This window comes from Anaerobium acetethylicum (assembly GCF_900096945.1).
GTDB lineage: Bacteria > Bacillota > Clostridia > Lachnospirales > Lachnospiraceae > Anaerobium > Anaerobium acetethylicum.
Genome location: NZ_FMKA01000003.1, coordinates 158680 through 171686 on the forward strand (window position 1 = coordinate 158680; position 13007 = coordinate 171686).

10 protein-coding genes are annotated in these 13007 nt (G+C 46.5%); 2 read left to right on the forward strand and 8 right to left on the reverse strand.

The genetic code is table 11. From position 1 onward, the window contains the following. Positions 1 to 100 precede the first annotated feature (100 nt). The 3 genes from BJR36_RS04935 to rho form a co-directional block, all read right to left on the reverse strand. A complete protein-coding gene (locus BJR36_RS04935; RefSeq protein ID WP_091230933.1) occupies positions 101 to 1117 on the reverse strand; it encodes a DUF1385 domain-containing protein in 1017 nt (338 codons plus the stop codon). Positions 1118 to 1386: 269 nt separating this feature from the next. Next, positions 1387 to 1590, reverse strand: coding sequence for a 50S ribosomal protein L31 (gene rpmE, locus BJR36_RS04940; RefSeq protein WP_091230936.1), 204 nt, complete (start codon positions 1588 to 1590; stop codon positions 1387 to 1389). A gap of 334 nt (positions 1591 to 1924) precedes the next feature. After that, positions 1925 to 3412, reverse strand: a complete 1488-nt coding sequence (gene rho / locus BJR36_RS04945; protein ID WP_091230938.1) for a transcription termination factor Rho — start codon at positions 3410 to 3412, stop codon at positions 1925 to 1927. A 363-nt stretch (positions 3413 to 3775) separates the two neighbouring features. On the opposite strand from rho, the gene BJR36_RS04950 reads away from it, so the two are divergent. Both BJR36_RS04950 and BJR36_RS04955 read left to right on the forward strand, forming a co-directional pair. Next, positions 3776 to 4726, forward strand: coding sequence for a tRNA modification radical SAM protein MnmL/YtqA (locus BJR36_RS04950; RefSeq protein WP_091230941.1), 951 nt, complete (start codon positions 3776 to 3778; stop codon positions 4724 to 4726). Next, positions 4711 to 5226 (forward strand): DUF4364 family protein, encoded by a 516-nt coding sequence (locus BJR36_RS04955; RefSeq protein WP_091230944.1) that lies wholly within the window; start codon positions 4711 to 4713, stop codon positions 5224 to 5226. Before BJR36_RS04950 ends, BJR36_RS04955 begins: the two co-directional genes overlap by 16 nt. Positions 5227 to 5253: 27 nt before the next feature. On the opposite strand, the gene BJR36_RS04960 is transcribed toward BJR36_RS04955, so the two are convergent. The 5 genes from BJR36_RS04960 to BJR36_RS04980 all read right to left on the reverse strand — a co-directional run bounded on the left by BJR36_RS04960 (position 5254) and on the right by BJR36_RS04980 (position 12923). Further along, positions 5254 to 6594 carry a replication-associated recombination protein A gene (locus BJR36_RS04960; RefSeq protein ID WP_091230946.1) on the reverse strand — a complete coding sequence of 447 codons (1341 nt, stop codon included), beginning with the start codon at positions 6592 to 6594 and terminating at the stop codon, positions 5254 to 5256. 127 nt (positions 6595 to 6721) lie between these two features. Then, a complete protein-coding gene (locus BJR36_RS04965; RefSeq protein ID WP_091230948.1) occupies positions 6722 to 6973 on the reverse strand; it encodes a Smr/MutS family protein in 252 nt (83 codons plus the stop codon). A gap of 64 nt (positions 6974 to 7037) precedes the next feature. Next, positions 7038 to 7433, reverse strand: coding sequence for a DUF5655 domain-containing protein (locus BJR36_RS04970; protein ID WP_091230950.1), 396 nt, complete (start codon positions 7431 to 7433; stop codon positions 7038 to 7040). 23 nt (positions 7434 to 7456) lie between these two features. Next, positions 7457 to 9736, reverse strand: coding sequence for an ASKHA domain-containing protein (locus BJR36_RS04975; RefSeq protein WP_169823593.1), 2280 nt, complete (start codon positions 9734 to 9736; stop codon positions 7457 to 7459). A 703-nt stretch (positions 9737 to 10439) separates the two neighbouring features. Then, positions 10440 to 12923, reverse strand: coding sequence for a DsrE/DsrF/DrsH-like family protein (locus BJR36_RS04980; RefSeq protein ID WP_169823594.1), 2484 nt, complete (start codon positions 12921 to 12923; stop codon positions 10440 to 10442). Positions 12924 to 13007: the final 84 nt, after the last annotated feature.

A 13007-nucleotide genomic window follows, 5' to 3' on the forward strand; every position in this document is an offset into this window, starting at 1 on the left:
GCCCTGCATTTTGCCGGCCGCTTTTTCAGTTTTTTCTGCTTTATTTAAACCACTTCATTTAGACTGCTTTATTCAGACTGCTTTATTCAGACTGCTTTATTCAGACTGTTGTTTTTACGTCAGCTGCCACTGCGTTTTGTGCAGCTGCCTCATCCGCAGCACTTCCTGCGCCGGCATCCGGTGCCGCACTTGCTCCTGCTGCGTTTTCCGCCTGATAGGCTCTCCAGTCAAAGACAGCCTCAACTGCTGCAATCGCCACCTCAATCATGCTGTCATCCGGTTCTTTTGTTGTAAGTCCCTGAAGCCACATTCCGGGTCTGCTGAGGATATCGACCAGCCTGTTTTCGGTATTCCCGGCCAGTTTAATGAATTCATAAGCAATTCCCGCTATCACCGGCACCAGAACGAGCCTTAAAACAAGCCTTAAAACCGTCGAATCGACCCTGATCAGCATAAAGAATATAACGCTTATTACCATTACAATAAGAAGGAAGCTTGTTCCGCATCTTTTATGCTCCTTTGAACTTGCCCTTACATTTTCCACAGTAAGTTCAAGCCCGTGCTCGATGCAGTTGATGCATTTGTGCTCTGAACCATGGTACATGAACACCCTCTGTATATCCTTCAGGAATGAAATTGCCACGATATATCCAAGGAACAGAGCAATCCTGATCACCCCTTCAGCAAGCGCAATCAGGGTATCGGAAACTATGAATCTCCTTAAAAAATCCGATAGAAAAAAAGGCAGTATCATAAATATTCCTACTGCAATTGCAATTGATACAGCTACGGTGATTCCCATAACCACTTTTTCAGCTTTATCCTTAAACACCTTCTCAAAAAGCCTGTCGGCTTTAGTCGGCTGCTCTTCTTCTTCGTAAAAGCTTCCTGAATACGTAAGCGTCTTCATACCCAGTACCATGGAATCTATAAAATTAACAACACCTCTTACAACCGGCATCTTCTGGATTTTTCCGTTCTTAATAATACTCTTGTGCTCACTGACCATGACGTCTATTTCCTGGTCCGGCTTTCTGACAGCAACAGCATACCTGTCCTTGTTCTTCATCATGATTCCTTCGATTACTGCCTGGCCGCCAATTCCTGATGTTTTCATATAATTCTTTACCTCTTTTTAAAAGGACAGCCGCTTTTGCACCGGCTGTCCAGCATATTTTTCAATTCCAAATTCACCAGCTTGGATAAACAGAGAGTCTGCCCTGGCAGACTCTCGCGCCGAGCGCGGTCGCTTTTGCGACACAATTCACATTGCGCGAGTGCGCTTCCACGCGGAGCGTTTTAAATCTCATAGGGTGAACTTTCCTATGAGATTTAAAAATAGGTTGAGATTATTCAACCTCAACCTAATCTTTAAGCATCTAATTGTTAAGCGTTTACGCCGTATTTACGGTTAAACTTATCAATACGTCCACGAGCTGCTGCAGCTTTCTGCTGACCAGTGTAGAATGAATGGCATTTTGAGCAAATTTCAACGTGAATTTCTTTGTTAGTTGAACCAGTTACGAATGTGTTACCACAGTTACAGGTAACTGTTGCCTGATGGTATTCTGGATGGATTCCTTCTCTCATTAATTTCACCTCTTTACAAATTAGTCCTATAAAAATTGACATTAACCAATCTCGTCTTTTTATAAACATCTTGATTATTTTAGCATATAAACTTTACTATTGCAAGTTCTTTATGCCACATTTTTCTTCTTTCAGACATTCAATCCTATTGTTACTGTTCACTCCGTGACCAGTAACACGCTTCGCGATGCACAGAAATGGTTGAAATGCACCATTTCGTGCTGCAATCCCCGGGTTTTATGTGACTTTCGCTTCGCTACACTCACAAAAACACCTTGCGCTGGATGCATTTGAATAGTAACATTCTATTTCAACTGTATGGAAACATGATGTTTTACACGATTCTCATTTTTTTGACCATCTGTACAAACTCATCATTGTTTTTTGTTTTTACAAAAAGATCGATGATTCTCTCAACAGCTTCATCTGCTTTCATTCCATTGAGTGCCTTTCTCATGATATAGACAGCCTCAAGCTCCTCAGGGCTGAGAAGCAGATCCTCACGCCTGGTTCCCGATTTCGGAATATCAATGGCTGGAAACACCCTTTTTTCGGAAAGCTTCCTGTCAAGTACAAGTTCCATGTTTCCCGTCCCCTTGAATTCTTCATATACGACGTCATCCATCTTGCTTCCTGTTTCAACAAGTGCTGTCGCAAGGATTGTAAGGCTGCCGCCCTCTCTCATATTTCGTGCGGCGCCGAAAAATTTCTTAGGCATGTGCAGCGCTGCAGGATCAAGTCCGCCTGAAAGCGTCCTGCCGCTTGGCGGAACAGTAAGGTTATAAGCCCTTGCCAGTCGGGTGATGCTGTCGAGCAGGATCGTAACATCCTTTTTATGCTCTACGAGCCTTTTTGCTCTTTCTAGAACCATTTCCGAGACGCGTTTGTGATGATCCGGGAGTTCATCGAATGTTGAATAGATTACCTCGACATTTTCACCTTCAATCGATTCCTTGATATCCGTAACCTCTTCAGGACGTTCGTCTATCAGAAGTATAATCAGATGCATATCCGGGCTGTTGGCTTTGATGGACCTCGCAACCTCTTTCAGAAGTGTTGTCTTGCCGGCTTTCGGCGGGGAAACGATCATTCCCCTCTGTCCCTTGCCCACTGGGGAAATGATGTCCATGATCCTCATGGAAATATCGCTTTTACCAGTGTTGCTGCGTTCAAGCCTGAGCCTGCTGTTGGGGAATATCGGCGTCATATCCTCGAAGTTCCTTCGCTTCATCGCCTCTGCAGGATGCAGACCGTTCACTGTCTTTACATATAAAAGCGCACTGAACTTTTCCGTTGAAGTCTTGATCCTTGTATTTCCGCTGAGTATATCCCCAGTCTTCAGATTGAACCTTCTGATCTGGGACGGTGAAACGTATACGTCATTTTCTCCCGGAAGGTAGTTTGCACAGCGGATAAACCCGTATCCGTCCGGCAGGACTTCCAGTATGCCATTGGCAATAAGACCGCTGTCAAGCTGCTCCAGGTCGCTGACGGCCGGCTTTGCCTCAGGCCTTTCGGCATCCCGCGGGGATTCGCTTCTGGTCTCTTGCGGTTTGGCCTGTTCAGTCGGAGCACTTTCCGATTTCGCGTCTGATTCCTTAGAAACACTTTCCGTTTTTGCGTCTGATTCTTTAGAAGCACTTTCTGTTTCTGTGTTCGTTGTCTCTTCTTTATTTTCCTGGCCTGCCGCTGCTTTCTCATCCTCTAAAAGCATGACTTCCACAATTTCGCTCTTTTTCATAGTCGAAATATGCTTGATTCCCCTGGCTTTCGCAATATCTTTTAATGCTGTTAACGATAAAGACTCATATTTCTCACGCATAGTTATTCCTCCATTCAAACCAAGCCAGCCCAAAATCAGCCTGTTTCTTACTTTATTTTACCATTATTTATTATTGACTGACTGTAAAAACAAAAATTATCCGGGATTCCTATCAGAAACGACAATCGACTCAAATTAATGACTTTTATCTGTTCATTATACTCCTTTTTCCCAAAAATGGAACCCCTAAATTCACCGGATGCTTTGAAAGCCAAAATAATATTAATTTGATTTTATCCAAATATTATGATAAATTGTAACTATTCAGGACTGCATCCTGCAAAGTCACAGAGGTTGCACACAAATTGTAAAAACAGCAGATTACGCCAGATTATTCCCTGGCGTCAGAGGAGTGTTTTATATATGAATCCCCGTATTTGGGGGGATAAGTCTTATTATTCCCTTAATCATTATCTGAAAGAAACATATGGCGAAAAGATCTACAAAGTATCCCTGGACGGTGGAATGACCTGTCCCAACAGAGACGGAACCATCGGAACTGCCGGATGCATATTCTGCAGCGAAGGCGGCTCCGGCGACTTTGCTTCTTCAAGAACGTTATCTGTCAGCAGGCAGATTGGGGCTGGTATCAGTCTGTTGAGCCGGAAATCCGCAGGCCATAAATTCATTGCTTATTTCCAGGCGTATACAAACACATACGCTCCGGTGGAGTACCTTCGCAAAATATTTACAGAAGCCATATCTCATCCAGATGTCGTCATCTTGTCAATTGCCACCAGACCCGACTGTCTGAGCGGCGAGATTCTCGATCTCCTTGCTGAACTCAACCGCATCAAACCCGTATGGATTGAGCTCGGGCTTCAGACGATCCATCCTGATTCTGCTGAATTCATAAACAGGGGCTATCCGCTTTCCTGTTTCGACAGTGCGTTATCAGAACTGAAGCTCAGGGGAATCCCGGTCGTGGTACATGTCATTCTCGGGCTGCCGGGCGAAACGGAAGAGGATATGCTGAAAACGACAGACTATCTGGCTTCTGCCGGAATTCAGGGAATCAAGCTGCAGCTGCTCCACGTACTGAAGAATACGGTTTTAGCAGAATGCTTCAGCCGTGGAGAATTCGACGTGCTGACCTTCGAAGGCTATATAGATACCCTCATTCGTTGCATAGAACATCTGCCTGAAGAGATCATTATCCACCGCATCACAGGGGACGGTCCGAAAAATCTGCTTATAGCTCCTCAATGGAGTTCCAATAAGAAGCTTGTGCTGAATACCATACACCGCGAATTAAAAACAAGAAATTCCTGGCAGGGAAAATTTAAGGAGGAACATGCATGTCAGAATCATTAACTTTATATAAGCTCATCATATTATATATGCTGGATAAGGTCTCATTTCCGCTGACTAATTCCCAGATTTCCGAATTTATTCTGGATAAGGAATATACGACGTATTTCACTCTGCAGCAGGTGTTTTCCGACCTTATCGACTCTGATCTTATCAATCTGGAAACAGTTCGGAACAGCACCTACTACAGGATCACCGACGACGGACGCAACACCCTTGAATATTTCGGGAATAAGATTTCCGATACGATCAAGGAAGAGATCGATGCATTCCTTAAGGAAAAAGAATATGATTTAAGGAACGAAGTATCCGTCATTTCAGATTACTATAAGACCACCAACAACGAATATGCGGTCAGATGCGTTGTAAAGGAAAAAAATTCCGACCTTATCGACCTTACTCTTACTGTTCCTGTCGAGGAGCAGGCTGTAGTGATTGCAAACAACTGGAGAAAAGAAAGCCAGGAAATATATGCATACTTAATGGGAACCCTTATGAAATAAGGGTTCCCATTCTTTATTCTTTATTCTTTATTCTTTATTCTTGCGTGCCGCCTCTTTTTTAATGAATGCCATATGTTCCTTTATCTTTTTTTCATAACCGCTGTCTGCCGGTTCGTAGAAAACTGTTCCCTTCAGCTCGTAAGGCAGGTACTGCTGCTCCACATAGTGGTTCGGATAATCGTGGGCATATTGATAGCCCTTTCCGTGTCCCAGCTTGCTTGCGCCTTTGTAATGCGCATCCTGAAGGTGAGGCGGTATCGGAGCTGTCTTCGTATTCCGCACAACCTCAAGGGCGCTGTCGATTGCCAGATATGCGGCATTGCTCTTCGGTGCGGATGCCACATAGGATGCAGCCTGGGACAGCACGATCCTCGCCTCAGGCATGCCAAGGCGCTCAACGGCCTGTGCTGCAGATACAGCCACCACAAGTGCGTTCGGGTCGGCATTCCCTACATCTTCCGATGCGCATATCATAATCCTCCTTGCAATGAACGTGACGCTTTCACCTGCATAGAGCATCCTTGCAAGATAATAGACCGCCGCATCGGGATCCGATCCCCGCATGCTCTTGATAAAGGCAGAAATCGTATCATAATGATTGTCTCCGTCCTTGTCATACCTGATGGCTCTTTTCTGTATGCACTCTTCGGCTACTTTCATAGTCAGATGGATTTTTCCGTCATCCGACCTTTTCGTGGTCAGGATCCCAAGTTCTACTGCGTTCAGGGCAGCCCGGGCATCTCCGTTTGCCGCATCTGAAAGGAATTCAACTGCCTCCTCTTCGATAACGGCATCATAGGTTCCCATTCCCTTGTCCCGGTCATAAACGGCTCTCTCAATCAGCTGCCGGATATCGGTCTTTTCCAGGGCCGTCAGCTCGAATATCACGGAACGGGAAAGAAGGGCGCTATTTACCTCAAAGTAGGGGTTTTCCGTGGTTGCACCGATCAGAATCAGCGTGCCGTCTTCGACAAAAGGCAGAAGGTAGTCCTGCTGGCTCTTGTTGAAACGGTGTATTTCATCCACGAAAAGTATGGTTTTCTTACCGTACATGCCAAGGTTGTCCTTGGCCGCCTTCACCACTTCCTCCATATCCTTTTTCCCTGCCACAGTTGCATTCAGCTGCATGAATTCAGCGCTTGTCGTATTGGCGATCACCTTAGCCAGGGTCGTCTTCCCCGTTCCCGGAGGCCCGTAAAAAATCAGGGATCCAAGCTTGTCTGCCTTTATGGCACGGTAAAGAAGCTTTCCTTCGCCGATAATATGCTGCTGTCCCACTACCTCTTCAAGGGTAGTGGGGCGTATCCTTGATGCGAGCGGCGACTCGCTTTTTGAATTTTTATCTCTCATGTAATCAAATAAATCCATATTCTGTCAGGTTTCAGTCCCGCTTTTCAATGCTGTCTGAACCTTCCTCCTATCTTATATATACGCAGCCTCCGACTCTTTTATCCGGCATTTTTCACTATCATGCCGAGTGTTCGCTGCCAATTTTTCAAAAAAGATCCCTCAGCACAAGATCAGTTATCCCCTGGTTTGATGAAATCTCAAGCCTTTTTATTTTGGGATGCTTCCTGTATTCCCTGCGTACCATGTCCCTGATGGCTGTACCGCTGCGGTAGCCATGCACGACCCTGAGGACATAGACATCTGCTTTCGCCTTTTTTAATCTGCTGTCGATCATTGCCTTCGCCTGAAAGCAGTTCATTTCATGTACGTCGATTTCTATAATTCCCGTATTCTGCATCTTATTCCGGCGCAGGCCCTGATTCCGTTATCCTGCCCTGCCGTATTTTCACTTCCTTTCACTTCTAAACATCGCCGGGATGCGATTTCCTGTTCGTCGAAAATTCATAAGCCTGCCTGAGCCAGTCCATAATCTCCTCATCTATCTCTTCTTCATCCTGTATAATGACATGATGGGTCCATCTGCCCGGATAAGGCTCTACCGCCTCTGCAATCCTCGGGCTTTCTACCTGATGTCCTAGTCCGAAGGAAAGTATGATATACGTATCTGGACGGTTCTTGATCTTGCGTACCGGCAGCCAGACGAATGCGAAACTCTTCTCGTAATAAAAAGATATCTGCGACTTTCCAATTTTGATATTTACGTCCTTCATGCTGCTGAATATCCTGTCTTTTACCGCTTCATACAGCGGAATGGCCTCAGGCATTTTTTCAAAAAAACGTGCTTCAAAATCGTCCATACAAATCCCCTTCCTTCATCGTGCTAAAAAAACATATGCTCCAGATACAATTCCTGAAATTCCTTCTGGTTGGAAAGACTTACTTCCTCAGCGGCATGAAGAATTTTTTCAACATCACGTTCTGCATGCTCGTCTGTCAGATACCTGATCGCTCCTCCCAGGGAACTGTTTCCGACAGCCTTGATCTTTCCCTTCAGCTGTACCGGAAGCAGCCCTATACGGAGGGCTTTTTCAATATTCATCCTGAAGCCGAACCCTCCGGCCAGGTATACCGTACCGATATCCCCGTAGGATATGCCGTACTTCAGAATCAGTGTTTCAACACCCGCCCGGATTGCCGATTTTGCAAGCTGCAGTTCCCTGAGATCCTTCTGGGTGAACACGATTGGCGTTCCGTTTGCCCCATCTGCGATTTTATAGCCATCATCAAGGTATTTCTCATCCATCAGACCTGTTTCGTCTGCGATTTTGCTGCTGATCAGTTCAGATGCTATTTCTATGACGCCTGTCCCGCAGATTCCAACAGGAGGTTTTCGGCCGATAGTCTCATAATTAAGTTCATATTGCTCCCCGCCTCCGGGTTCATCCTGAAGTCTTTCTCCTATTGAAGCATTGCCGGTTCCGGTGCCTCTCCTGATTTCGGCGCTGCATACGGCCCCGTCTACACTGCCTACGCCGCAGGATATATTCCCGCCTTCAAAAGCCGGTCCTGCCGCCGCCGAGCTTACAAGTATCCTGTCTGAATTTCCGATTGCCATTTCTCCATTGGTGCCCAGATCTATCAGAAGTCCTGTTTCCTGATTTTCGGCAAATCCGCATGCCAGAAGTCCGGCAACTATATCTCCTCCTACGAATGCAGAGATTCCAGGAAGCACCACTGCCATTACCTTCTCAAGGCCCGGCATCCTGGTGCCAAGAATCTCCTCCAGGGACATTTCAACAGTTCCCGTATTTACGGGTGTAAAAGGATAGACCCCGAGGGTACTGCATGGATATCCCAGAAGCAGGTGAGTCATTGTCATATTGCAGCCTATCGCCATCTTTTCAACAAGTCTCCTGTCGGCCGCCGTCTCCGACAGCACCCTGTCAATCCCTTGCTTCAGATCTCTCCTGATGCTGGACTGCAGCTCATTCCTGCGCCCTTCATTGGAGGCCTGCATCCTGGCTATGACATCAGCCCCGTATGCACGCTGACGGTTGATCATAGCCACAGTATGGACGACCCTTCTGCTTTCCTTTTCCACAAGGGATATGGCTATGGTCGTTGTTCCGATATCTGCTGCAATTACCAGGACAGCATCCCCAGTGCCATGGTCCGGGCTTTTTGACAGGTCAGTTCCTGCAAATTCCGCCACGGCCCTGAAGCTGTCTTCCCCGCCTCCATAAACCACTGTACACTCTGATTTCGGGTATGCCCTGCATGCGAGCCTCAAACCGTCTTTTATTTCCAGTCTGGAAAACTGCATCCTTTCAAAAGGTGATGCATCCAGCCGTCCTTCTGTAATACGTACTCTGCATTTCCCGCAGGTTCCTTTTCCGCCGCAGGGTGCGCTGATATAGACGCCTGCCCCTGTCATCGCCTCCAGGAGATTCTGGCCCTCGGCACATTCGATCCAGGTCTCCTCGCCGCTTTCGCTGTTTACTGTTTTTATCATGATTGTTTTGTCTTTTCTCATTCTGCAATCCTTTGCCCCGCATTTTTTACAGTCGTGCTGCGCATTGAAAGTCTTCTCGTCATCCGTCAGAACCAGCACATAGGCCATGGTCTTGACCGGACAGAACATAAAACCTCTGGTCATGCTGATCATTTCATCTTCAGCTGCTCCTGACTCTTCCATAATTGTCTGCTGGAATTCCGGGGGAATATCCGCGGGAGCCTCCAGCCTGCCTGCCACCCCAAGATGTCTCAATGCACATTCCGCCTTTACCGCTTCCATAACCTGTCCGTCCACCTGAAACAGATAATCATCCGCTATGGCATCAGCAAGCAGTCCCGAAAGATACTCTCCCGCCTTAAAATAGCCGTCTGAAATCTGCTCCATTCCGCATCCAGCTGTCACCAGCACATAGACTGCGGGAATCACTGTGTCGTCATGTTCCTCCCTCCGCATCATTCCGAACCTGATATATGCCCGGGGAGCTGCCGCCTTGACCATCTCCCTGGCAAGCTCCGGCAGCTCCTCCTCTATTTCGCTGCAGACAGGATCCCCCCTGCGGCAGCCCGCAAGCGCCATGACATTCTCTTTATTTATCTCTATATTAAAATCCGTAATCTTCATTGATTTTTCAAAATTCTTTTCCATCATGCTCTTCCTTCAAATCAGGTGCGCAACCGCTTTTGCGGCATAATTACCATCGCGCGGGTGCGCCGCCATGCGGAGCGTTTTTGATTTATAGGCAATTCGAGGAATTTCCTATAAAGATTAGCAGGTCAAAAGCCCCTTGTAACGTCCGGCTTCGTCAATTTGCACATTCGCCAGCTGCAGCACAGTGATACAAAACATGTATTGATGAGCAGCTTTATGAAGACGTTGGTAACTATTCCGGACTACGTCCTTCATAGTCACATATGATGCACACAAATTGCAGAAACTGCAATTTGGCGCACGCAGAACTCGGGTTTTTATGCAAAAGCAGCATAAAAACACCTCGCATCACTGGACTACTAAACAGTCCAACCATTGGTACGTAAGACCGCCGAAAGCCCGGCCTTACGTACCACTACGTCTTCATCTAAGCGAGAGCGCGCTGCGAATCAACATGTTTTGCATCACGTCCTCATTCAAAAAACCGTGCAAATTGACGAATGATGTATTGTAAATGGGCTTTTGACACTCCGCCCTCATAAATCAAAAAATGAGCGCTACACCTGAGTGCAACGCTCACCAATGTGCTGATACCTATAGTATACTGATTTGGTCTGTTTTATTCAACATTTTTTTCTCAGGACATGATTTGCCTGATACCGGAAGTAACTGCTCGCTCTGTGAACAGTAACTTTTTCTGTTATATAAAAAGGGACATATCGGATTCCTCGGCATTTCCGAGCATTGCCGCAACGCCTCCCAGCTTAACGCCGTCGATCAGTTCTTCCTTCTTGATGCCCATGACATCCATGCTCATGCTGCATGCAACCAGTTCTACGCCATTTTTGAGGGATGCTTCAATCAGGCTTTCAAGGCTGTCGATGTTCTTGTTATTCATGACGGCACGTATCATCTTTGCTCCCATTCCACCCATGTTCATATTGGAGATTGGAAGCTTTTTGCTTCCCCTCGGCATCATTGCGCCGAACATGCTGCTGACAGGGTCTTTCCTGACTGGGACAGCTTCATGCTTCCTCAGGATATTCAGTCCCCAGAACGTGAAGAACATGCTTACTTTTCTGCCCATTGAGGCTGCGCCGTTGGCAATGATGAATGCGGCTATGGCCTTGTCAAGATCCTGGGAAAAGACGATCAGGTTCTTGGCGTTCCCTGCGCAGGGCGACGATACCGGACATGTTCCTCCTTTTTGTATGGTTGCTTTTGACATTCCCTTGCTGCTTTCGATACCCTGAAACGTATTGCCTGTCCTTCTGCACCATGCTTCCACATCGCACCCGAATGCAGGATCGGTAGTTTCGATTTCCACCACGTCGCCGCTGTCAGCCTGCGCCATTGCATCCGCAAGCTTCATGATAGGTCCCGGGCACTGCAGCCCGCATGCATTTACCTTAATCAGCTTTTTTCCGGCATCAGGTATCTCCTTTTCCTTCTGCTCGTCACTTGGACCGAAAGTCTCTATATTCCCAATATTGTTGTCAATCTTTTTAACGAACTGTCCCGGCTTGTAGTCTTTGCTCCTCTTGATTGAAGCATAAAGCCTGTAGCCTCCTGAAAGGTTATAGCAGTCGAAGCCGTTCTGGCTGAGTATCCTGCATGCTACATGGCCCCTTAACCCTATCTGGCATGTCACGTATACAGGTTTTGTCTTATCCAGCCTGTCAAGGTTCTGGCGAAGCTCGTCTACAGGTATGTTCATGAATCCATCAAGCGTTCCATTGTCGTATTCCATTCTTGTCCTGATGTCAAGGAGATTTACGCTGCCATCTCTTGGAAGCTTATCCACTTCATTCCAATGGAAGACTTTTGTTTTCCCTGTCATGATATTTTCGGCAACAAAGCCCGCCATGTTTACAGGATCCTTTGCTGATGAGAATGGCGGTGCATAGGAAAGTTCAAGTTCGGTAAGATCGAATATGGTCATGCCTGCCCTCATGGCAGTCGCAATCACATCAAGACGTTTCTCAACCCCGTCATATCCGACGATCTGGGCACCAAGGATTTTTCCGCTTACTTTTTCAAAAATCAGCTTGACCGACATATTTACGGCTCCCGGATAGTAAGTTGCGTGGGATGCAGAATAGGTGTAGGATTTCTCGTAATCGAGACCTGATTTTTTCGCTGCCTCTTCCTTGATTCCAGTGGTCGCAACGGTCATATCGAATGCTTTCAACACCCCTGTTCCCTGGGTTCCTTTGTAAACGCTTTTGATGCCCGTAATATTATCCGCAACGATTCGTCCCTGCTTATTTGCCGGGCCTGCAAGAGGGATATACCCTTCTCCTCCTGTCACGAAATCCTGAATGGCAACTACGTCACCTGCTGCATATATGTCTTCATCTGATGTGAGCATGTTCTCATTTACAAGTACTGCTCCCCTGTCATTCACTGCAAGGCCTGCTTCTTTTGCAATTTTGCTTTCCGGCCTTACGCCGATTGAAAGGATTACCATATCGGCATATCTGTCACCGCTGGCAAGCTTCACATTAAGTCCTTCTCCGCTGTCTTCTATGGAAAGGACCTTGTCATTCAGAATCAGCTCAATGCCCTTGTCCCTGATATGATTCTGTACGTCGCATGCCATTTCAGCATCAAGGGGAGCTATGATATGGTCAGCTCCTTCTACGATGGTTACATCCAGGCCTGCCCTGAAAAGGTTTTCAGCCATTTCGATTCCGATATATCCGCCGCCTACAACAATGGCACTATGCACGTTTGCTTTTTTTGTGTAATCTTTGATTTTATATGTATCAGGAATGTTCCTGAGAGTGAATACCTTTGGATTGTCAAATCCGTTTACTGTCGGCCTGATCGGTTCCGCACCTGGCGAGAGGATCAGCTTGTCGTAGCTTTCTTCGTAAACTTCTCCTGTATCCGTCTTTTTTACTTTTACTTTTTTTGCTTCTTTGTCTATTGCAACCACTTCATTGTTTATCCTTACGTCCACATTGAACCTTGCATGGAAGCTGTTTGGTGTCTGAAGAGTAAGCGCCGACTTTTCGGTAATTTCCCCGCCTATGTAATAAGGGAGCCCGCAGTTGGCAAATGAAATGTATTCCCCTTTTTCCATCATGATAATTTCAGCCTGCTCGTCCAGCCTTCTCAGCCTTGCCGCTGCAGAAGCACCTCCGGCAACTCCACCTATAATTACTACCTTTTTACCCATAATAATGACCCATCCTCTCATATATATATCATTCCCGGTCTGATTTTTTATTCCCGGAAATCATTGTTAATGTTTCTACAATCA